This is a genomic window from Pseudomonas sp. EA_65y_Pfl1_P113 (assembly GCF_963970525.1).
Classification (GTDB): Bacteria; Pseudomonadota; Gammaproteobacteria; order Pseudomonadales; family Pseudomonadaceae; genus Aquipseudomonas; species Aquipseudomonas tritici.
Window position 1 is genome coordinate 162,337 of record NZ_CAXAQM010000002.1, and the last position, 21,026, is coordinate 183,362.

Genomic DNA, 21,026 nt, shown 5'->3' on the forward strand with positions numbered 1-21,026 from the left:
TTAGGGCAATGGTGTCCACGTATTTTTAAGTGGAGAACATCGCCCTTATTGCAGGGGATTGGTAGGTGACTTCGCCGGGCGCTTACTAAACGGATAGCGCCCATCCTGCGCATCCGCGCCGCCCACGATGGCGAAAGCGGCCATTGGAACGATCAGCAGGGCGACGACACAGGCTTTTTGCAGGAAGCGGGTTATCGGTTGTAATACGGAGTAACAGCTGCTGTCGAACATGGCGACCTCTTTAAAGGCTATTGAGAAGAGGTCAAGTAGCCCATGGGCGATGGCACCTGCAAAATGAGAAGAGCGCTAAAAAGTTGAGCGATGTTTCTGTGGTTGGATAGCGAAACGTGGACAGTCCCCCTATGGTCACAACTGCATCGGGCTATCGTCAGTCCTGACGATCCTCTTGTCTTTGGCCTCATTCGAATAGGCGCCAATTTTTTCCTGTTGCGCCGCCAGCAGTGCGCATATTTTCATCAGCGTCACGGCCTCATCTGGCGTCCTGCCGCTGGCCGCCATAGCGGTCAACTCAACCACTGACCAGCCAATAACTGCCGCCGCATCTTCCAGGTCGTAAAACAATTCCTGCTCGGCAGTCCTGGGACCATCGAGCCCTTGTATCAAGTCGTCCACTCAGCCCTCCAGCTGCTTCAGTTCAAAACCCATGGCGTTCATCCCGATTTATGCCAAGTTCGTGTGCTCGACGAGGCAATGTGTCTTCCACACCAAGCATGTGTAAAGAGGTCACTTGCCCCAGTCACATCCAGAAACGTCCAAGTAATAAACGACGCCTCTGCACCGGCCAACCACAGCACGGCCCGCGCCACCTCTTCGGGCTCTCCTCCACGGCCCATCGGGATGCTGTCCTTCACGCGATCGACGCGGCCAGGTTCTCCGCCGCAGGCGTGCATTTCTGTGTAGATGTGCCCCGGGCGTACGCAGTTGATGTGTATGCCTTCGCGCGCGACTTCCTTGGACAGCCAGCCCGATGGTGAACGTCTCCAGGGCGCCTTTTGACGCTGCGTAGTCCACATACTCATTCGGGCTGCCGAGGCGGGCGGCGCCCGAGGATACGTTGATCACACTGCCGCCTTTGACGATGCGACGAAACGACATGCGTTTGACGGCTTACTGCGCGCAACAGCGCATTCCAGCTTGCGTGCAAGAGGGCGGCGAAGAGAATGAGTAACACAATAGGAAAAGGCGTGCGCCATGTTAAGCAACACAGTGGCCAGACGGAAGTCGGTTGTTACTCATGACGTGACGCCACGTTGTACCGTCACGCATACAAACCCTACCATCAGGTTACACGATAGCCGTGACGCACTTCCTCTTGCACTGTCCTATCAAACGAGAAGTTAATCTCGTCAAGTAAGAGAGTGATCTCATGAAGTTGAAGTGTCTAACCAAGGCGGCTGTTGTCGTCGCGCTGTTGTCGAGCTTGTCGGGCTGCTGGATATTCATGCCGCCGGGTGGTGGCGGCGGTGGTCACGGTGGCGGACATGGTCAGGGCGGTGGCCCAGGCCCGCGTTAAATCATTAGCGCCGCAGGCAAGTCATGAACAATGGCTTGCCTGTTTTTTTGCCTGCGATAAACCCCAGGCAAAGAAAAGCCCGCGTGGGGCGCGCGGGCTAAAAGGATGTTCATTAGGAGCTGGGTCCACCATAGGGGGTCATCTGTGAAAGGTTTGTGAAAACGTTGGCAAAAAAGTGTATGCCTCAATCGTGCCGTTGCTGTACGGGGCAGGGTGCGCCATAACTCTTTAATGTCGCAGGCACACCCCCGTTGGATGCCGCATCATGTACATGTCTACCAGTCTGTTGTCAGCGTTCGTGCTGTTCGCCTTCGTGTCTTCGATCACGCCAGGGCCCAATAACACCATGTTGCTCGCCTCGGGCGTGAATTTCGGGTTCCGTCGGTCGATGCCCCATGCGTTGGGGATCAGCATCGGGTTCATGGTGCTGGTGATCGCGGTGGGCCTTGGCTTGGGCGAAGTGTTCAAGGTGTTTCCATCGGCTTATACGCTGTTGCGCTACGTGGGCGCGGCGTACCTGCTGTACCTGGCGTGGAAAATCGCGACGGCGGGCGGCCTATCCGACAGCAACGATGAGCAGGGCAAGCCCATGACTTTCCTCGGCGCGGCGGCGTTCCAGTGGGTGAACCCCAAGGCCTGGATCATGGCGCTCGGGGCCATCACCACCTATACGCCGGCTGAAGGCTATGTCACCAATGTGCTGGTGATTGCGCTGGTGTTCGCTGTGGTCAACTTGCCCAGCGTGTGCGTGTGGGTCGGCTGTGGCAGCGGCTTGCGCAGTGTATTGCGTGAGCCGCGCTGGCTAAGACTGTTCAACGGGTCGATGGCCGGCTTGCTGGTGTTGTCGCTGTACCCGATGCTGTTTGCCGGCTGAGTGTCAGACCGGCGAGATGGTCGCCAGCAAGCCAATGCCGATGGTCAACACCAAAAAGCCGAACAGGAAAAGTGCCATCTTGGCCATAAGGCCTCCGAAGAGTGGGTTGGGAATGGGGCCATTGTCCGCCTCACCCGCACTTCAATACAGGCGCAGATAGCAAAGAAAAAACCGTATCAGATGGCTCGCCCCCTGTTCTGCCACGGGCTTTGAGCGTTTGCGGTTTTCTCAAGATCAGTGCCTGAGACAGCCATCGCGTTTCCCCTTAAGATGACACCCACTGCATCAACAATAAGAGTGGGCCAACCCTCGATGGAAAGACGTCAATTCAGCGGAGGCATGAAAGGCAAGAACCTGCGCTACCTCAATGAAACCCGGCAGCCAGCGTCGGTGACCCGTGTCGGCTTCTTGCTGCTTGAGCACTTTTCCCTGCCGGCATTCACCCAGACCCTCGACACCCTCGTCACCGCCAACCTGCTGCGTCCGGAATTATTCGCTTCGCGCACCTTCGGCTGGGACGCTGGCGAAGTCAACAGCGACCTGGGCCTGGTGATCCGCCCCGACGCACGTCTCGACATGGCGGCCCTGCAAGACCTGGCGTTGCTGGTGATCTGCGGCGGTTTTCGCACTGAACTCAAGGCGAGCGAAGACTTCATCCACCTGCTGCGCAGCGCTGCCGAACACGGCGTCGGCCTCGCCGGCCTGTGGAACGGCGCCTGGTTCCTCGGTCGCGCCGGCCTGCTGCAAGGCTATCGTTGCGCCATTCACCCCGAACATCGCCCGGCCCTGGCGGAAGTGTCCAAGGCTGCCCACGTCACCAGCGAACCCTACGTGATCGACCGCGACCGCCTCACCGCGTCAAGCCCTTCCGGCGCCTTCCATATGGCGCTGGACTGGATCAAGGGCCTGCACGACAAAGCCCTGGTCGAAGGTATCGAAGACATCCTGGCCTTCGAAGAATCCCGCTACCGGCGTATCAAACCCACCGAAAACGTCAGCGTCAGCGCGCCCTTGCGTGAAGTCGTAAAACTCATGGACGCCAACCTCGAAGAGCCCCTGGAACTCGACCAGTTGGCCGTCTACGCCGGCCGCTCCCGCCGCCAGCTTGAGCGGTTGTTCAAGGAACAACTGGGCACCACGCCGCAGCGTTACTACATGGAACTGCGTGTCACCGAAGCGCGCCGGTTGCTGCAACACACCGAGTTGTCTCAAGTGGAGGTGCTGGTGGCGTGCGGGTTTGTCTCACCGAGCCATTTCAGCAAGTGCTATAGCTCGTATTTCGGATATCGCCCCTCCAAGGAGAAGCGGTTGGTCAAGTAGAGTTACGCCTGACTCCTTTTTTCAAGGAAGAGCTATGTCTCTTACACGTTTGGACCGTTACCGCGGCAGCTTGCTGGGCCTGGCGTGCGGTGATGCAGTGGGCACTACCGTTGAATTCATTCCGCGCGGCACATTCACGCCGCTCACTCGCCACAACAGCCGGTGCGCCTGCTTTCCTGACATCATGCGCCTAAGCGGTCCGCAAAAGACGTAAAGATGAAATTTGTGTCGCCAGGTAAGCATGCGCAGGGGCAACGGCTGAGCTGGTCAGTACCAACAAGCTCAACGTGTCAGCCATCAAATCCAAGGTTCCGCAGAGCGTACAGACCGTATTGTCCCGAGTAAGGGTGGCGGTAAGGCTCACGGATTGGAGCGAGAGTTTGCACTTCAGCGTATTGATATCAGTAAACCCGGCGACCTCGGCGCTGGTCTCCTGACATTTGAAAGAGCCCCGGACGATACCAAAGCGTTGCTTGCTGTCGCTGTACACACTCAACACTAAGGAGGTCCCATCGGCTGTGACCCAATGGCCTGCCAGGGTATTTTTGACGGGAAAGGGTTCGATGCGCGTACTCGGCCTGGTCTGCACTTGCTGTTCAGCCCGCGTATACACCAACTTGTCGATATAGCTGCCCTGGCGTGCCAGCTCCGGAAAGTCGCTGGTCGCGACTAACACGTGGTTCAATGTGAGCACGTTGCCTTTCTCCGTCACACTCAGTTGGCCACTTAAGCCCGAGGCCCAGTTCCAACTGGGATCCTTTGTTTCGTCACCAAGGTCATGCCATTCAATGGCCAATGCCAGTGGCTGGTTTGTAGTGCGGGTTGCACCCGTGCCCGATACGCATCCAGTGATCGAGTACTCACCCGTTGAACCGGTCGATGATCGATAGGTGCCTGTGACCTGCCGCCCCGAAACTTGCAGGGTCATTACCGAGCCATAGTCGTTCCGCCAGGTTCCGGCAACTGTGAATGTTTCGCTAGCCGGGCCCGGCAGGGTGAGTTTTCCATTCAGCAGCGCTCTTGCATCAGGCGCAAAAGGCTTCGACGAAGACCGCGTGATGATCTGCGGACCATCAGGACGATTGAATAGCCAGATCCCCACTGGGGCCAGCGAGTAAACCTCGCGGCTGCATTTCACCACTTGATACTCATAGACGGTGTAGCAGTAATCCATGACCACCGATCCCACCACTACCAGGTCAGTCAGGCCCAATGGAGCGAACTGAGGGAGTATGTGGCCTTGTTGTGGACCCGCTTCGATCAGGCATTCATAGAGTTCGCTGCCCAGGGTCATTTGGCCGTCTGCAAATTCCAACAGGATGTCAGGCTGGTTGCTGTGGGAGATACGGGCCAGTGTTTCGCGCATGAGCGCAGAGTCACCTTTGAACTGCGATGAGCCAGAGTCGAGGGCAAACTTGATATTGGAGCGCAGGTGTTCTGAACCGACTGAATATGACTTCAACTCGGTTGACCAGATGTATTCCACTCCGGGCAATGCGCTATAGACGGACCAAGGCAAGAACAGATGCGGACCCTGGGCTTTAGATGAGTCGACAGCGCCCATTCGACAGTCGCCGCTTCTCCTCTGGGCATCCCAATCAAACGCAACGAAGGGGTGGGCAGGGTCGAGTTGACCTTCGCGCATCAACGTCTGGAGCACAAATGAGCTGCGACCCTCCACATAGGCGCTGCTGCACGGAAGGCCTAAGCCACCATCCCAGTTCAACTGCTTGAATTGGTTACCTTCGTAAGCCGCTGCCAGAAACAGTTGGCTGTTAAAGTGCGCGTCGTTAGGTAGGGTGAGCACGTCCGACGCTGACTCCACCTGCATCGTGCCCCATGGCCCAAAACTGTAAGGTCGACGCAGGCAATCGGTAAAAGCAAAGGTGCTGGAAGCCTGGATGTCAAAACGGCCACCTGCAAAATGCTTGCATTGGTCGGTGGAACAAAGCGTTGAGGTGACCCAGCTCATATTTGTGCCTGAGTCGAGGGAGAACTTGAGCGATTGAGCAGGGGTACCCAGTTTGATTGTGCAATACCAGGGCGATGCCCCATTGTTCTGAAAGGGCCCCCGTTGTATGGGGAACACCAGGGTGTTCTGTAGTGGTTCACTGTTCATGAAGACTCCATCCTTGAGGGGAATGCAGGGCTACTGGAAAAGTGCGGGAGCCCTGCAGTTTGCGACTTCATATTCATCCTGGCTTTCCTGTCGGTGACTGCCAGTGGTAGCCGATGAGAGCGGTCGGATTTGACGATCGGGCACGCCAGCTTCAACGCAACGCTTCGCCCTCGGTTTCGGGAATGAACACGACGAGTATTACCGTCACCATCAGGAATGCATTAATGATGGTGGTCGTCAGGTTGAACGATGACCCGTAGGCAATCAGCGCTCCGATCAGCGAAGGTGCCAGTACGTTTGCCACCCGTTGCGCGAAAATGGCCCATCCGTAACCCACTGTTCGAAGTGGCGTGGGGTACAATTCGCCGATCCAGGCGCCCCACACGCCCCAAGCCCCCAGGCTGAAAAATGCCAGGGCAAAGTTGCTCAGGTAGAGCATCTCCAGCGTATGGGCATTAGCGAAGCCGTAACCGGCCAGTACTGATGCGCCGATAAAGCCGACGATGATTTTTTTACGTCCCAACCGTCTCGTCAGGTACGACGCGGCCATATACCCCGGAATCATGCACAGTGCAGACAGTGCAATAAAACCGTAGCTCTGAGGCAGGCTCAACCCGCGCTGCTGGAGTAACGTGGGCAGCCAGGTCTGTAAGCCCCAATACCCCCAGGAAAACGTGAAGTTGACGGTAATCTGCAGGAGGCTGACTTTGAGCAGTGGGCGGCGGAACAACTCCCGTTGGTGGCCTGACACGCTACGGTCTACTTGCAACGTCTGGTCTTCGGGAATTTGCACCCTGCCACGGCTCAGCGTATTGATCGTTGCCCTAGCGTCAGCCTGCCGATTCATAGAGGCCAGCCAATAGGGTGACTCCGGGACCCAGCGTGCCACCGCAATCGCCCACAGACCGCCAAGTGAACTCAATACGATAACTGCGCGCCATCCATAGGGGAGCAGCCACACGGTGGCGCCTAATGCCAGCAGCATTCCAATAGGCCAGCCGGAAGCGAGATACACTGTCAACGCACCGCGATAGCGAACCGGTAACAGCTCCTGGAAGTGGGCAAATGTCACCACCATCATGCCTACTGCAGCGACCCCGGATAGCAATCGCAGGGCATAAAGCGTTGAGTAGTCAGGCGCAAACGCGCTCCCCAGAGAGATCAACCCGTAAGTGCCCAGGCTCCAGATAATTGCACGCTTACGGCCGATACGTTCGGCGACTTTTCCCCAAGGCAGCGCCCCCACCAGCATCCCAATGAACATCGCGCTGATCAGGTGGCCCACGGCAAGTGCGTCCAGGGAAAACTGCGCCGCAATCAGTGGTGCGGTATAGACGATGATCATCATCTCCCAGGCTTCAATCGCGAATACAAAAAACAATACCAGGCAGCATTGCAGGTGGGTGCGGGTCAGGGGGAAGCCCCTGAAAACATCCCCGACTTCGCGAGTGCTCGCACTGGCATCGGGTATCGGTTGGGCAGGGTGGAGCGTCGAGGGTATATCACTCATGGTGGCTATCCTTTTCGAAGTCAGGCTTTTACACGGTTGCCGATTGGCGCAGCGCCCTGGAATAAACCGAAGCGTTGGATTTCGGCCTCAGGAGGCGGCTCACAGCTGCCTACACGGCTTGGTCGCCAACCAAATCTGCGTTTCATGCCGGCCATGGATTCGGCCACTTTGAAGGCCGCTACCACGGGGTCTATCACCGGTACGCCGACCTCACGCTGCACTTCCTCGAAAAATCCAAATTCGATGGTGCAGCCCAGGATGATGGCCTCGGCACCGTCGTCTTCCACTGCACGATGAGCCTGTTCGATGATCTTGCGCCGGGTCACAACGTGATCCAGCTGGAACTCATCCACGCCCATCCCCAGCGGCCTTAACGAAGCCAACCGGTCACCCGCGCCATAACCCTGGACACGGGTACGCATCTGCTCGATCCACTTGGTGCGCCCAACAATGATCGAAAACCGATTAGCCAGGTGTTCTACCACTTGCAAACTCGCCTGGCAGGGCGCCACCACCAGCGTTTCTCCGGAGATTTCCCGTGCATCTTCCAGTGCTGGGTCGTAAAAACACCCGAGTACCAAGGCGTCCACGCCCTCCTGTGCACAATCGCGCGCAATGCGCACCGTGCGCTCATAGGTGAGAGCCTCATAAGCACGGTACTCCAAGTGTGTCGGGCTATAGGGCATGTCAAACGACACCACTTCAACCTGGGTGGAAGGCTGCTTGATGCTGTGCAACAGATGGGCGATGGGCTCGTCAAACGTCGGGCACCCAATGGGGTTGAGCCAACGCACGGTGACCGGCATATCTTGCGGCGCGATGTTGAAGTCAGAACTGTCCATACGGTATTCCTTGATAGAGGCTCAGAGGCCTTAGAAGAATTTCACCAGGACCATGGTCAAGCTATTGGAATAGGGCAGGTTGTCGCTGTGGTAGTAATCGAAGTTCAGGTTCGCCGAAACGTAGAACTTTTGTTTAGCGAAGCCGGTGTAGGTCATCGCGGGGCCGATCTTGCCTTCACGGGATTCCTTGAAGTCCGACGCCGAGCGGTTGTTGATGTGGTAGGAGTGATGCAGACCGAGCCATAAATCATCGGTCACCAAATAGCCGGCGGCGATGTCCGCCATCCAGAAGCTGATACCGCCACGCAGGTTTACGGGATCGCCATCGCCAATGTCGGTGCTATGGCGGTTGCGCGATGCGTAGTGGATACCGATCGGCGTAAACGTCGCAGCGAAGCGCCCTACGCGTAGGTAGTTGGCAACGCTGAAGCTGGCGCCATATCGGTTGGCAAAAGCGCCGTACCCCGTCCCCTCATCGTTACCGTTGGGGAACTCCAGCGAGAGCGTCGGGTTGACCCAGAACGTGGTGAAATCATCAGCGCCGTACGCGCTGGTGGGCTCGACCACGTTGTAGTAATAGGCCAGGCCCAGGTTTGGAGAGGCAACTCCCCATGCACCATTGTTGCGTGAGGCATTGCTGCCGGTATAGCCGGCGTCGGCACCGACCCAGAACTGCAGCTGATCGCGCTGTGTTCCGGTAACGCCGGTCTCGGAGAAGTACGCCAGTACCGTGTTGCTGCCTGCGCGCACGTCGCCGTTTGTGGTACGAGTGAACACGGGGAACGATTCCAGGGCCCACTTCCCAGGTTCGCCAGGTTGGGCGAAACCGATGAATTGTTCGCCTTGTGCCGGGGCTGTGAATCCCAAAACCAAGGCAAGCGTAGGCCCTACCCATAAACGAGATGAGTGCTGAGTCTTCATGATGGCGCTCTCTTTTTGTTGTTGTTTTGGACGGCTGAGCGTCAGTGTCAGATCGTCAGCCCGTACACGGATTGCGCGGTTTCGGCATCGACATAACCGTTCTTCACGTCTGCGCGCACTGCGTGAGGGTCACGTTGGCGGGCGGGGCCATAACCGCCGCCGGCACCGGTACGCACCCTGACCAGATCACCGGCATCCAAGGCGACACCGCTGGCCATGCTGTAGCGTTGGCATTCGCCATCGCTTCTGACGACTTCTACATAGTTGGGCGTACCGTCTCCGCCTTGCTCCAGGCCCCAGGGCGGAATGACCGAGCGGGTGTAGCCGCAGGTCATGAAGCTGCCATCGGCGCGAATCCGATAATCGATACAAATGCCGCGACCGCCCCGGTACTGGCCATGCCCACCGGGCTCGTCATTCAGGGCGAGCTGTTCGACATACAGCCCATAGCGGGCTTCGCACACCTCAACGGGGCAGTTGTAGGTTTCTCCATGCAGCCCGGAATACACGGCGTTGTTGCCATCGCGACCAGGCTCGGCGCCCCAGCCGCCGATCTCCGGTTCCACGAGGGTGAACATGCGCCCGGTGTCGGGGTGAACGCCGCCAATGATCGTGGCGCACACCGAAGCGAAATTGCCGGCGGGCAAACGGTCCGCAAACTGTTGAGCCAGGCAGCACAGGATCAGGTCGTGAACCCGAATCAGGTTCTCGAAATAGAAGCCTTCGGCAGCGGGCAGTTGGGCATCGAACAATGACCCCGGACGGGTCAGTACCCTGAGGGGGCGAAAGGTGCCGCCATTGGTGATTCCTTGCGGTGCAGTGAGCGCCTTGAACGCCATTTGCGCCGCTACGACTGCTCCGTCACGGCTAAGGTTTGTGGGCCCCAGGCATTGGTCGGGATTGTCGCGCAGATCGATTACCAGCTCGGTTTCGCGGATGTCTATCCGCACCTTGAACACGCTGCCGTCGTCTTGCAGCTCTTCGAGGTTGAACTGCCCTGCGGGTAATGCTGCCAGTGCCTTGAGCGACACTTTTTCGCCCAGGTCCATGAAGTCTTTCATCGCCAATAAAAACAGGGCGCAGCCGTACTTGTCGTTCAGTTCGTGCAAGCGCGTCGCACCGTTACGTACTGCCGCTACGCCGGCCCACAGGTCACCCTCCATGAAGTCCGGCATGCGTGTGTTGGCGCGCAAAATCTGTAATACCGAGCGGATCGGCTGGCCTTTGCTGATCAGCTTGACCGACGCCAGGCGCAGGCCTTCCTGGAAAATATCCGTGGCGTCCGTGGACAGCGATCCCGGTACTCGGCCGCCTACATCATTCCAATGGGCGATGTTGGCGGTCCAGGCAACCAACTGGCCGTCTGCAAATACGGGCATGGCCAGCACTACATCGTTGAGGTGTGTCACGGCGCCATCATGGGGGTCGTTGCTGATGAAAACGTCGCCGTCTTCAATGTCTTGGGGCAGAGGGTGATGCAGTAGGATCTTTTTTACCGCTTTGTCCAGTACCCCCACAAAAGCCGGAATGCCTGCGCCGGAGCTGGCGATCTCGCCCTGGGCATCGGTGATGCCGGTGCCCATGTCCAGCACTTCATAGATCACCGGGCTCATGGCGGCATTGCGCATTGAGGTGAACATCTCGTCGGCGATCGCCTGGAGCGAGTTCTGGATGATGTCTCGGGTGAAAATGTCGAGCGTAGTCATGGCAATGTTCCTTCAGCCGTTGATCATGATGTGCAGGTTGCCAAGGCGATCCACGTGCACGCGATTGCCGGGATGTACCACCACGGTGGTTCCGGCATCCTCGACGATGGCCGGACCGGAAAAGGTCATCAGTGGCTCAAGCAAGTCGTAGTCGTAGAGGAGCGCTTCATGGATGCCCTCCTGCGCGTAGTCCACCCGCCGCAGGCCTTTACAGGCCTCGCTGACCAGTCGACCAGTGATTGGCAGCGCCGTGGGTTGTAACTTGCCAATCTGGGCGGCAGCGACCAGGTGAAAGCCGATGATTTCCAGCGGGGCTTGCAGTTGGTAGGTGTAGTGCTGCTCGTAAACGCTGTGGAAGCGTTGTTCGATGGCTGCCCAGTCTGCGTCCAGGCGCTCTTGTGGGTTGAGCAACACCTCCACGGAATGCTCCTGGTTCTGGTAGCGCAATTTGCAATGCACTTGAAGCTCAACCTGCTGTGGGGGAATCGCTTCTGTGACGAATTGCTCGCGAGCGGCGCACATCAGCTCTTCGAGAAACTGTTGGGCTTGGTCAAGATTGTTGGAGTCTGCGGTTTCAACGAAGCGGTTGATAAACAGGTCACGGCGCAAGTCCGACAGGGTCATGCCCCAGGCAGAGAACACCGAGGCGCTTCGCGGCACGATGACTTTCTTTACGCCCAGTTCCTGGGCCAGGGCCACGGCATGCATCGCGCCTCCGCCGCCAAATGCCATCAACGTCAGCTCCCGTGGGTCGTGGCCTCGGCTCAACGAAACCAGTTTCAACGCATTGACCATGTTGTCGTTGGCCAGACGCACGATGCCGCGCGCCACCTCATCCACCGGTAACTGCAGGCGTTGGCAGAGCTCGTTCAGGCCCTGCTCCACTGCCGACAGGTCAGCTACCACATTGCCACCGCAGAAGTATTCCGGGTTGATACGCCCAAGCATCAAGTTGGCATCGGTCGTCGTGATCTGCGTCCCACCGTTGCCATAGGCCGCTGGGCCCGGCATGGCGCCGGCAGATTGAGGGCCGACGTGCAACTTCTCGAAATCGTCGACCCAGGCGATGGAGCCTCCGCCATTGCCAATTTCCACCAGGTCGACCACCGGCACCATGATTGGGTACCCCGCGTTGATCCGGTTACGCTCGATCCAGTAATCGGTCTTGATCGACACTTGCCCGTTGCGGATCAACGCGCATTTTGCGGTGGTCCCGCCAATATCCAGACCCAGCACATTGGGCTCGTCGATCAGTCGTCCCAGTTCGGCGGCCGCCCAGAATCCACTGGCCGGGCCGGATTCGACCATGGTGATCGGAATATCCCTGGCGTGCTCCACACTGTCGACACCGCAGTTGGATTGCATGATGTACAAGGGCGCCTTATAGCCACCTTCGCGCAACCCGCTCGCCAAGTCGTCGAGGTAGCGTGCAGCAATGGGCTGCACGTAGGCTGACAGCACGGTGGTGCTGGAGCGTTCGTACTCGCGCCATTCGCGGGTTATCTGATGGGAGGCCACCACCGAAACTTCTGGCCAGAGCTCACGCACATGCGCCAGTACCGCTTGCTCGTGTGCGGGGTTGGCGTAGGCGTGCAGCAGGCAGATTGCGACAGCCTCTACCTGGTCTGCGCGGAAGGCCTCAAGGATCCCGGCGATCTGCGAGAGGTCCAGAGGCTCACGCTCCTGTCCGTTGGTGTGCAGGCGCCCGGATATTTCGCGGCGCAGATAGCGGGGTACAAACGGCGCGGGCTTGACCCATTTGAGATTGAAATAATCGGGACGATTGGCCCGGGCGATTTCCAGTACATCGCGAAAGCCCTGGGTAGTGATCAACCCAGTCTTGACACCGCGTCGTTCGGTCAGCGCATTGATCACCACGGTGGTGCCGTGCGCCAGGAAGTCCACGGTGCCCAGGTCGATTTCGGCTTTACGGATAACGTTAAGCACACCCTGTGCAAAGTTCGGCGGGGTGGTGTCGACTTTGGCGGTGCGAATCCTCTGCTCTCCGGTGGCTGGGTCGTTTTCGAAATACACGAGGTCGGTGAAAGTACCGCCGACGTCGGTGGCCACGCGCACTGTTTTGCCGTCCATACCCACTGGGCATCTCCTGCTGTTTTTATGATTTTTTGACCAGGAGAGCGCCTCTCGCTGGTGTTGAGAAAGGCTAGGGCGCGCCGTCCACGGACGGCTACGCGCAGCGCGGGTAGGTGAGGGGGGAAGCAGCGTAGGGACTACCCGTGTGGGTAGGTTGGTGGCTTAACGCGAGGGGCCTACCAGTCCCAAACGCAATGCGGCCGCCATGGCTGCGGTCCGGCTATCCACGCCGAACTTGGCAAATATGTGTTTGAGGTGGAATTTCACGGTGTTCTCGGAAATATCCATACCTTGGGCAATCGCTTTATTCGATTGGCCTTCGGCAAGCAAGGAGAGGATTTGCGTTTCTTTTGCGCTGAATGGCATGCGCGGACGAACAGGGTGGGCACGCCAACCGCGCAGGCGGGTGATGATTGCAGCGAGGCGGGTATTGAGATCGGCGCTGGCTTCCAACGCTGGCAGCAAACATGGCCCGGCCTCCATTAACAGGCCTGGCAATGCCTGGGCAGGGACCGATGCGAGTGTCGCGTTGTGCTCAATCGGGTGGCCTTTGCCATATGCCGCCAAAGTCATTATATGCAGGCGCCAGGCAGGTAAATGCAAACCGCGCTGTTGCAGTGATCGAGCACCGTGCACGAGGCGATTGAGTGCCGCACTGGAGGTGCCCGTGGCGAACTGCAACCTGGCCAGCGCCAGTATCGCCGCCTCCTGATTGCGCCAATCGTCGGGACTATCTGCAGCACTTTCCAAGTGGGCGGTGCGCGATTCATGGCGTGCCTGTGACAGGAATCCCGCTTGTACCAAGAGGTCCACACGCCAAGCGCTGACCAGCCGTGTCAATCGTTGCCAATTGCGCGCCGTGGCGAGTTGCGCGACATGCTCCAACTCAAGCAGCGCTGGTTGCATGCCTTGGGACCGCAGTACCGTGCGCCATGCCACGTCGGCGGTGGCCGCGGCGATATCCAGCCAACCGTCTGTGTGGTTCAGCGAGGCCCAGCCGTCGCGAAACCAAGGTATCACTTCGGCCCAGGTGCCTTGCCAATACAGGTGTTGTGCTTTGAGACACCCCACCAAAGCCCTCACAGAGCTTTCGTTACCGAACTGGTCGACGGCAATCGATAAAGCGTTTTCGACCATCTGCGCTGATGCTGGAATATCGCCCGCCAACGCCAGGACTTGTGCTTCATGGATCCGGCAATAGTTCTCGCCCCGCGGGCTCGCAATCAGGCGCATCTTGATGTGCGCTGAACGAATGATCTGTAGCGCCAATGCCAGTTGGCCTTGGGTCAACGCCTGCAAGGCATTGACGCATTCAAGCGTGCCGGTAGCCAGCAGGTTATCGTCTGGGATGCCATCGTAGTGGGGCAGTTCGAAGCAGTCTACATAGGCGCAAGCGAGGGTCCGAACGACATAGAAATCGCCCGCCAAACGTCGATCGTTTTGAACACGTCCCTGGACAAGATCGAGGAGTTGGCCGGCGAGCGCGTGCTCGCCGAGCTTGGCGTGCAAGTACGCCTGGAGCAGTAGCAGGTCCGGTTCAGTACCCAGGGTTCGCTCGTCAAACTGCTGCAGCAGGCTTTGGGCGTACCGGATGCCGTTGTAGAGCACCACTTGCCAGCTTCCTGCGCGAACCACCAGATCCACCGCCAACCGCGTATCACGCGCACGCAGTGCATAAACGATCGCTTGAATCCAATCCTTTTCCTGGGCCAGCCATTGGGCTGCGCCATAGTGAATATCCCGTGCTGCACTCGCATCAATGCTCTGCTTGAGAAAGTCCTGAAGCAGGCGGTGATGGCGAAACCACTGACGGCCGGCATCCAGCGGTACCAATAGAGCGTCAAGGTGGGTCAGTTGCATCAATAACCGTGCACTGTCGCTGCGCCCACGCACCGCATCAGCCATTTCGGCGTTGAAGCGCTCCAGCAGCGCCATGTCGCGCAAAAAAGCCTGGCATTCTGCTGACAGGCGTTGCACCACCTGCCCAGTCAGGTAGTCGGCGATATCGGCGACGCGTCCAGAGAACGCGGTGAGACCGTACAGCGAAGCATCGCCACTGGCCCGCCACAGGCGCGCCAGCTGCACGGCCACCGCCCACCCCTCCGTTCTTTCATGCAAGTACGTGAGTTCTGCGGGGAGGATATCGGGCCCCAGTATGGCTGCGGTTTCTGCCTGCGTTAGCATCAGTGCGTGTGCGGACACTTCATGCACCCAGCCATTGGCTTTCCACTGAGTCAAGGGCCAGCCAGGGCGGATGCGCGCAGCGACTATCCACTCCAGCCAGGGGGTCGCCTGTTCAAGCAGCGCCTGTACGAGGGTGTCGAGTTGAGGATTGGCTGCTGCATGGTAGTCGTCAAGGAACAGCGTGACCTGGCTGTTTTCCCTGGCAAGTGCGTGGAGCAGGGCGGTGATCGTGCGTTGCGGTTGGGCATCCAGCGCTTGGTCTTGCGCAAGCCGCGTCAGGTGCCCGAGATCAAGGCCCGCACGGTCTAGCGTAAGGATCAAATAGGAGAGGAAGCGATTGGGATCGCTGTCGGCCTCATCCAATGAAAGCCAGGCAATGACTGGCGACGTCGTTGCTGATAGCAGGGTTTGGCGCCATTGCATCAACAACGTTGTCTTGCCGTAGCCGGCCGGGGCGACCACCAGAACCAACGGACCTTTGGTTCGCGTACTAAAAGCGTCCAGCAGTGATTGCCGAGGCAAAGCTGTCAGCAGCGTCAACGGTGGCGTCAGTTTGCCAACCCAACACCAAGCGCTGAGTGTGGCGATAGAAAGCTGTTTTTTCACGGTGGCGGGTCTCATGCAGGAGGGTCCGCTTCTGATTAAACAGCTGAGTTTTCCTGGGCGGCGCGCTGAATCGTCACGCGATGTTTATGGAGCCAGATATGTACGAGTCAGGTCCTTGCGTTCGTATAAATGGGCTGCACCACTGTAACCTGTAACCCGCATTCCAGAGGGATTGAGTTAAGCGATAGAACATATCTTGCGTGCCTTGTAGGATCCCTCTGATTTTGGGGTCATCAATCAAAATCGGCTCAGAGCGTAAGGCATGGGCGTTGGTACAAGGGTTGATGACGCCAACCCCCCAACGATCTCCGCCGTCACCGCCGCCTGCGTCAACCCCAAATGCTGATGCCCAAACGCAAGCAGCACCTTCCCGTCGCAGACCCGGTCAATCACCGGCAGCGAATCCGGCAACGACGGCCGGAATCCCATCCACGGCGTTGCACCTTCCGCACTCAGGTCCTGCCTAAACAACCCTTTACTCAACCGATGCAACTGCCAGGCGCGCTCCATATTCGCCGGGCGGTCGAGGCCGGCGAATTCCACAGTGCCGGCCAGTCGCAGGCCGTCGGCCATAGGCGTCAGGATGAATTTGCGTTCCAGGGAGGTGACGGCAAACGGCAGGCGCTGCTGTTCGTGAGGCAGCATGAGGTGATAGCCGCGCTCGGTGTCCAGCGGGACTTTTTTACCGGTCAGTGCGGCGGTGAGTTTGGCTGAGTGGGCACCGCAGGCGACCAGCACCTGCCGTGCGGTCAGCGGGCCTTGGTCGGTGGTGAGTGAGACGCCGTGTTGTTCCAAGCGTCCATCCAGCACCTGGCGCTTCAGGAATTGCACGCCACTGGCCTTGGCTGCCTGGACCAGTTCGCACACCACTTGGTAGGGGTCAAGGAAGTGCCCGGTGCTGGGAAAGAACAGCCCGCCTCGGATGTTGTCGCTCAACTGCGGTGCAGCCTGGCGTATCGCGTCGCCGGACCAGAATGCGACGGGCACCTGTTGCGCTTGCATACGCTGCTGCAAGGCATCCAGGGCGTCCCGTGAATCCGCCCGTTCAAACATCAGCAGTGAGCCCTCTTCGCGCAACAACTCCGGGCGCCCGATGCTGTGCAGCAGGCGCTGCCAAGCGCCCTGGCTGCCCTCGTTCAGCGCGCGGATACCCGCGACCGTGCGCTGATAGCTGGCCGGGCGCAGGTTCAATAACAGGCGCAGGAACCAGGGCAGGGCGCGCGGCAGGTATTTCCAATCCAGGCGCAGCGGGCCCATGGGGTCGAGCAGCATGCCGGGCAAGCGTTTGAGGATCGACAGGTCGGCAATCGGAAACACCTGTTCGGTCGCCAGGTGCCCGGCGTTGCCATAGGACGCGCCCATGCCGGGTTCCTGCTGGTCGACCACCACCACGTGCCGGCCCTGACGCGCCAGTTGCAGTGCACAGGCGACGCCGATAATGCCGGCGCCGACCACTACGATATCGGGATCGGACATGGTCTGCGCTGCACAGTTCGGCAGTCGATCAGCCGCCCTGCGGATGAAGCGATCCAGATCCGGCCCTTGTACCGCGATCACCAGCCCTGGGTTGGTACAAAATTGTCCGGCCCCCTGGGTCAAGGAACTCACAAAACCCTGGGCCAGTGCCTCACTCCGAGCCGCCAGCGCTGCCGGGAACAGGTACACCGGGTTGATCGAGCTCATTTGCGCATACACCGGAATCGGCTCGGGCCGCGCCTGCGCCACCGCCCGGCCCACCACCCCACTGGTGTCCGGGTGAGCACCATGGGCCTTGACCACTACCGGACAACCGGCGGCCAGTGCCGAAGCGGTGTCGCCACCGGCCACGGAAAACGCCAGCGGAAAGTTACTTGCACCAAACCCGGCCACCGGGCCCAACGCGATGTGGCGCTGACGCAGGTCTGGCCGAGGCAGTGGCTGACGCTGCGGCTGCGCGGTATCTACCCGCACATCCAGCCATTCCCCGGCACGCACGGTGCGGGCAAAGGTGCGCAGTTGCCCGCAGGTGCGGCCGCGTTCGCCGTCGCCGCCCAGGTAGGCGGGCTCCAGGGCTGCGTGGGTGGCGGGATTGATCGCCCGGATCGCTTCGCGATTGCCGCAAATGAGTTGCTGACCGATCAGCATCTTGCCCGTCAGAGTCATGGAATCGTCCTGGAAAAAAGTGGGTTTGGCCGCTACGAGAACCACAGCGGCGCGCAAGGGGTCAGGCGACGTTCTGTTCTGCTGACCAGTTGGCGTACCACTGGCGGAACAGCGCGTACTGGTGCTCGGCGTAACGGCGCTGGGCGTCGCTGAGGGCGTCGGTCTCGTTGAAGTGCAGCGTGTAGCCCTGGTCGCCGTTGAGCACCATCAGGTGCTTGTAATACAGCACCAGGTCGCAGCCTTCATCGAACGATGACAGCACTGCCAGCGCGGCTTCCAGTTCACGGGCCTGTCGGCGCGCCTTGGCATCGCCCTTGGCGGCTTTTTTGCTCAGCGCCACCAGTTGCAGAACTTCCCGAGGCAGTGCATTGCCGATACCGGTGATGGCGCCGGTCGCGTTGCAGTTGACGAAGCCGTGCACCACCTGGGTGTCTACGCCAACCATCAGCGTCACGTTATCGTCCTGGGAGGTGATGTGTTCGGCTGCGTAGCGCAGGTCGGCAGCGCCACCGAATTCCTTGAAGCCGATCAGGTTCGGGTGTTCGCGGCGCAGTTCGAAGAACAGGTCGGCGCGGGTGGCGAAGCCGTAGTACGGGCTGTTGTAGATCACCGCCGGCAGGTTGGGCGCAGCCTTGAGGATTGCCGAGAAGTGCGCCTTTTGCGCGGCGGCGCAGGCGCCTCGGGACAGGACGCGCGGGATCACCATCAGGCCATGGGCGCCGACTTTGGCGGCGTGGGCCGCATGCGCTACCGCTTCACGGCTGTTCACTGCGCCAGTGCCAACGATGGTCGGCACGCCCGCCGTCACCAGGCGTGCCACGCCTTCCTGGCGTTCCGCTTCGGTCAGCAGCGGCCAGTCGCCCATGGAGCCGCAGTACACCACGGCGCTCATGCCGATATCGATCAACTCGCGGCCCTTGGCGACCAAGGCGTCGAAGTCCGGTTTGCGCTCAGCGGTGCACGGGGTCATCAGGGCGGGGATGCAGCCGGTGAAAATGTTGTCGCTCATTGTTCTAACTCCTGAAGTCGATCAGTTGAATACGGTCGGGGCTTATATGCCCCAGGCAAAAGGGTCGCGCTCGTCGATCAGCAAGGTGCTGTCGGCGGTCATGTAGGCGCTGCCGGTGATGAAGGGGCGGATGCGCTCGCCGTCCCATTCGTAGCGAGCGTCGAATTGGCTGCCGGTGATGCTGGCTTGAGTCCAGGTTTCACCGGGCGCGAGTTTTCCATCGGCGGCCAGGCAGGCCAGCTTGGCGCTGGTACCGGTGCCGCAGGGTGAGCGGTCGTAAGCTTTGCCGGGGCATATCACGAAGTTGCGGCTGTCGGCCAGGTCGTCGTCGGCGAACAGTTCGATATGGTCGATCAGCGCGCCGCCTTCACCGTGGATGCCCTGGTCTTCAAGGGCCTTGAGCATTGCCCAGGTGTAATCGGTCAGCGCGTCGACGTTGTCCATCTGCAACAGCTGGCCGTGCTGCGACACCAGGAAAAACCAGTTGCCGCCCCAGGCGATATCGCCGTAGACCACGCCATGGCCCGGCACGTCCACCGGCACCTGTTGGCGAAAACGGTAGGCGGGCACGTTGCGCAGGGTCACGCTGCCGTCCTCGTGCAACGTTGCCGCAACCGGGCCGACCGGTGTGTCGATGGTATGTACGCCGGGCTGGATGCGACCCAAGTGATGCAGGGAGGCGACCAGGCCGATGGTGCCGTGGCCGCACATGCCGAGGTAGCCGGCGTTGTTGAAGAAGATCACCCCACAGACCGCGCCGGGGGTGACGGGCTCGCAGTACAGCGCACCGACCAGTACGTCATTGCCACGCGGCTCCAGCAGGCAGGCGCGGCGCCATTGATCGTGCTCGGTACGCAGGTGCCCCCGTTGTTCAGCGATGGTGTCGCCGTTCAGCGCAGGGAAGCCGCTCATCACTAGGCGCGTCGGTTCGCCGCCAGTGTGGGAGTCGATCACATGCAATCGCTTCATAAAACGCTCCAATCAATGGGTGGCTGGGGTCAGCGCGGCGACGGTGACAGGGGCGACCGCGCCGGCCGACACCGCCATCTCGATGCCCGACAGGCGAAACGGCGCGAAACCCTGGACCTGGAAGTTCGCTGGCTTGAAGAAGGTGAACAGCACGACAATTTTGAACTTGCCTTGACCTGACATAGCGTCGCCTTCTTGTGAGTTATTGGATAGTTATGCAGTGGCCCTACAATGAACTCATGGACGGCGGCACTATTGATGTTTTTTGCCCGCATCGGTGACGAAATCAGCACAGTTTGCACCGCTCGACAGCGCCCAGGGCATCGGGCAATCTGCTACGCATCGAGGCAATTTGCGTGGGGCGACAGTCATGATGCAGAGCGCGTTTGTGACCCTTTGCCAAGGGAGCGAGGCGAGTCGCCCCCACACTATCGAGCAATTATTGGCCGGTGTGATGCAGCTATTGCCGATGCTGGATGTGATCCCCAATGCGGCGATTTTCATCAAGGACACCCACGCCCGTTACGTCCTCGCCAACCGCACCCTGGTGCAACGCTGCGGCCTCAAACACCTGCAACCCCTGCTGGGCAAGACCAGCGCTGAAGTCTTCCCCGCGCAGTTGGGACCGGGTTACACCGAACAGGACCGGCGCGTGCTGGAGCAGGGCTTGGTGCTGGGGGACCAGCTTGAATTGCACCTGTACGGCACCCGAGAACCCGGCTGGTGTTTGACCCACAAGTGGCCTTTATACAACCACGCGGGCGAGATCATTGGCCTGGCGGGTATCTCCGTAGACCTGCAAACCGCCAGCGAAAGTCACCCGACCTACCAACGCCTGGCTGCCGTGGACGCGCATATCCGCGCGCACTTCAACCGCCGCGTCACGCTGGGTGAACTGACACGCATCGCCGGGATTTCTGTCGCGCAGCTGGAGCGTTACTGCAAACGCGTGTTCCACCTGACACCTCGGCAAATGATCCAGAAAGTGCGACTGGAGCACGCCCATCGGTTGCTGCATACCGACATGCCGATTACCGAAGTCGCGTTGCAGTGCGGGTATACCGACCACAGCGCGTTCACCCGGCAGTTCAAGGCCTCGACAGGGTTTACGCCGAAGCAGTACAGGGAAACCTGCTAAGTCTCCAGACGGTGCTTTTCTGTGGGTGGCTTGCCTGCCAAGCAGAGAATTCGCTCAA

General features: G+C 59.6%; 17 protein-coding genes and 2 pseudogenes. 5 read left to right on the forward strand and 14 right to left on the reverse strand.

The features are described from left to right. Positions 1 to 45: 45 nt before the first annotated feature. The 3 genes and pseudogenes from AACY52_RS02760 to AACY52_RS02770 all read right to left on the reverse strand — a co-directional run. Entirely contained in the window at positions 46 to 231 is a 186-nt protein-coding gene (locus tag AACY52_RS02760; RefSeq protein WP_339416156.1) for a hypothetical protein, read from the reverse strand. Positions 232 to 366: 135 nt separating this feature from the next. Continuing rightward, a complete protein-coding gene (locus tag AACY52_RS02765) occupies positions 367 to 633 on the reverse strand; it encodes a hypothetical protein (RefSeq protein WP_339436395.1) in 267 nt (88 codons plus the stop codon). A gap of 119 nt (positions 634 to 752) precedes the next feature. Beyond that, positions 753 to 1,128 (reverse strand): annotated as a pseudogene (locus tag AACY52_RS02770) (SDR family oxidoreductase); the annotation flags it as partial. 259 nt (positions 1,129 to 1,387) lie between these two features. On the opposite strand from AACY52_RS02770, the gene AACY52_RS02775 reads away from it, so the two are divergent. From AACY52_RS02775 to AACY52_RS02790, 4 genes and pseudogenes are all read left to right on the forward strand, one after another. After that, positions 1,388 to 1,534, forward strand: a complete 147-nt coding sequence (locus AACY52_RS02775; protein WP_339416160.1) for a hypothetical protein — start codon at positions 1,388 to 1,390, stop codon at positions 1,532 to 1,534. 265 nt (positions 1,535 to 1,799) lie between these two features. Then, on the forward strand, positions 1,800 to 2,408 hold the full coding sequence (locus tag AACY52_RS02780) for a LysE family translocator (protein ID WP_339416162.1): 609 nt from the start codon (positions 1,800 to 1,802) through the stop codon (positions 2,406 to 2,408). Positions 2,409 to 2,720: 312 nt separating this feature from the next. Then, a complete protein-coding gene (locus AACY52_RS02785; RefSeq protein WP_370467870.1) occupies positions 2,721 to 3,728 on the forward strand; it encodes a GlxA family transcriptional regulator in 1,008 nt (335 codons plus the stop codon). Positions 3,729 to 3,762: 34 nt separating this feature from the next. Then, positions 3,763 to 3,876, forward strand: a pseudogene (locus tag AACY52_RS02790) (ADP-ribosylglycohydrolase family protein); the annotation flags it as partial. A 42-nt stretch (positions 3,877 to 3,918) separates the two neighbouring features. Here the strand turns inward: AACY52_RS02790 and AACY52_RS02795 are convergent. From AACY52_RS02795 to AACY52_RS02850, 11 genes are all read right to left on the reverse strand, one after another. Continuing rightward, entirely contained in the window at positions 3,919 to 5,847 is a 1,929-nt protein-coding gene (locus AACY52_RS02795) for an avidin/streptavidin family protein (RefSeq protein WP_339560230.1), read from the reverse strand. A gap of 151 nt (positions 5,848 to 5,998) precedes the next feature. Further along, positions 5,999 to 7,357: an MFS transporter gene (locus AACY52_RS02800; RefSeq protein ID WP_339416165.1), complete on the reverse strand. Its 1,359-nt coding sequence runs from the start codon at positions 7,355 to 7,357 to the stop codon at positions 5,999 to 6,001. A 20-nt stretch (positions 7,358 to 7,377) separates the two neighbouring features. After that, complete coding sequence (locus AACY52_RS02805) at positions 7,378 to 8,199, reverse strand: aspartate/glutamate racemase family protein (RefSeq protein WP_339416167.1); 822 nt, start codon at positions 8,197 to 8,199, stop codon at positions 7,378 to 7,380. 30 nt (positions 8,200 to 8,229) lie between these two features. After that, positions 8,230 to 8,976: a hypothetical protein gene (locus tag AACY52_RS02810; protein WP_339416169.1), complete on the reverse strand. Its 747-nt coding sequence runs from the start codon at positions 8,974 to 8,976 to the stop codon at positions 8,230 to 8,232. Positions 8,977 to 9,167: 191 nt separating this feature from the next. Then, the gene (locus tag AACY52_RS02815) at positions 9,168 to 10,826 is read right to left on the reverse strand and encodes a hydantoinase B/oxoprolinase family protein (RefSeq protein WP_339416171.1); all 1,659 of its coding nucleotides are present in this window, start codon (positions 10,824 to 10,826) and stop codon (positions 9,168 to 9,170) included. Positions 10,827 to 10,838: 12 nt separating this feature from the next. Beyond that, a complete protein-coding gene (locus tag AACY52_RS02820) occupies positions 10,839 to 12,917 on the reverse strand; it encodes a hydantoinase/oxoprolinase family protein (RefSeq protein ID WP_339416173.1) in 2,079 nt (692 codons plus the stop codon). 165 nt (positions 12,918 to 13,082) lie between these two features. Then, on the reverse strand, positions 13,083 to 15,725 hold the full coding sequence (locus tag AACY52_RS02825; protein WP_339560231.1) for a LuxR C-terminal-related transcriptional regulator: 2,643 nt from the start codon (positions 15,723 to 15,725) through the stop codon (positions 13,083 to 13,085). Between the two features lie 222 nt (positions 15,726 to 15,947). Further along, positions 15,948 to 17,852, reverse strand: coding sequence for an FAD-dependent oxidoreductase (locus AACY52_RS02830; protein ID WP_370468002.1), 1,905 nt, complete (start codon positions 17,850 to 17,852; stop codon positions 15,948 to 15,950). Between the two features lie 61 nt (positions 17,853 to 17,913). Next, complete coding sequence (locus AACY52_RS02840; RefSeq protein WP_339560232.1) at positions 17,914 to 18,861, reverse strand: dihydrodipicolinate synthase family protein; 948 nt, start codon at positions 18,859 to 18,861, stop codon at positions 17,914 to 17,916. A gap of 42 nt (positions 18,862 to 18,903) precedes the next feature. Further along, positions 18,904 to 19,830: a 4-hydroxyproline epimerase gene (locus tag AACY52_RS02845; protein ID WP_339416178.1), complete on the reverse strand. Its 927-nt coding sequence runs from the start codon at positions 19,828 to 19,830 to the stop codon at positions 18,904 to 18,906. A 12-nt stretch (positions 19,831 to 19,842) separates the two neighbouring features. Continuing rightward, positions 19,843 to 20,013 carry a hypothetical protein gene (locus AACY52_RS02850; protein ID WP_339416343.1) on the reverse strand — a complete coding sequence of 57 codons (171 nt, stop codon included), beginning with the start codon at positions 20,011 to 20,013 and terminating at the stop codon, positions 19,843 to 19,845. 187 nt (positions 20,014 to 20,200) lie between these two features. Here AACY52_RS02850 and AACY52_RS02855 point away from each other — a divergent pair, with 187 nt between their 5' ends. Further along, entirely contained in the window at positions 20,201 to 20,968 is a 768-nt protein-coding gene (locus AACY52_RS02855; protein ID WP_339416179.1) for an AraC family transcriptional regulator, read from the forward strand. Positions 20,969 to 21,026: the final 58 nt, after the last annotated feature.

Excerpts from the sequence above, each read along its gene's own strand:
- AACY52_RS02830 (WP_370468002.1), bottom strand. The coding sequence starts at position 17,852 with ATGACTCTGACGGGCAAGATGCTGATCGGTCAGCAACTCATTTGCGGC.
- AACY52_RS02805 (WP_339416167.1), bottom strand. The coding sequence starts at position 8,199 with ATGGACAGTTCTGACTTCAACATCGCGCCGCAAGATATGCCGGTCACC.
- AACY52_RS02800 (WP_339416165.1), bottom strand. The coding sequence starts at position 7,357 with ATGAGTGATATACCCTCGACGCTCCACCCTGCCCAACCGATACCCGAT.
- AACY52_RS02820 (WP_339416173.1), bottom strand. The coding sequence starts at position 12,917 with ATGGACGGCAAAACAGTGCGCGTGGCCACCGACGTCGGCGGTACTTTC.
- AACY52_RS02845 (WP_339416178.1), bottom strand. The coding sequence starts at position 19,830 with ATGAAGCGATTGCATGTGATCGACTCCCACACTGGCGGCGAACCGACG.
- AACY52_RS02825 (WP_339560231.1), bottom strand. The coding sequence starts at position 15,725 with ATGAGACCCGCCACCGTGAAAAAACAGCTTTCTATCGCCACACTCAGC.
- AACY52_RS02850 (WP_339416343.1), bottom strand. The coding sequence starts at position 20,013 with ATGTCAGGTCAAGGCAAGTTCAAAATTGTCGTGCTGTTCACCTTCTTC.
- AACY52_RS02840 (WP_339560232.1), bottom strand. The coding sequence starts at position 18,861 with ATGAGCGACAACATTTTCACCGGCTGCATCCCCGCCCTGATGACCCCG.
- AACY52_RS02855 (WP_339416179.1), top strand. The coding sequence starts at position 20,201 with ATGATGCAGAGCGCGTTTGTGACCCTTTGCCAAGGGAGCGAGGCGAGT.
- AACY52_RS02815 (WP_339416171.1), bottom strand. The coding sequence starts at position 10,826 with ATGACTACGCTCGACATTTTCACCCGAGACATCATCCAGAACTCGCTC.
- AACY52_RS02775 (WP_339416160.1), top strand. The coding sequence starts at position 1,388 with ATGAAGTTGAAGTGTCTAACCAAGGCGGCTGTTGTCGTCGCGCTGTTG.
- AACY52_RS02780 (WP_339416162.1), top strand. The coding sequence starts at position 1,800 with ATGTACATGTCTACCAGTCTGTTGTCAGCGTTCGTGCTGTTCGCCTTC.
- AACY52_RS02795 (WP_339560230.1), bottom strand. The coding sequence starts at position 5,847 with ATGAACAGTGAACCACTACAGAACACCCTGGTGTTCCCCATACAACGG.
- AACY52_RS02785 (WP_370467870.1), top strand. The coding sequence starts at position 2,721 with ATGGAAAGACGTCAATTCAGCGGAGGCATGAAAGGCAAGAACCTGCGC.
- AACY52_RS02760 (WP_339416156.1), bottom strand. The coding sequence starts at position 231 with ATGTTCGACAGCAGCTGTTACTCCGTATTACAACCGATAACCCGCTTC.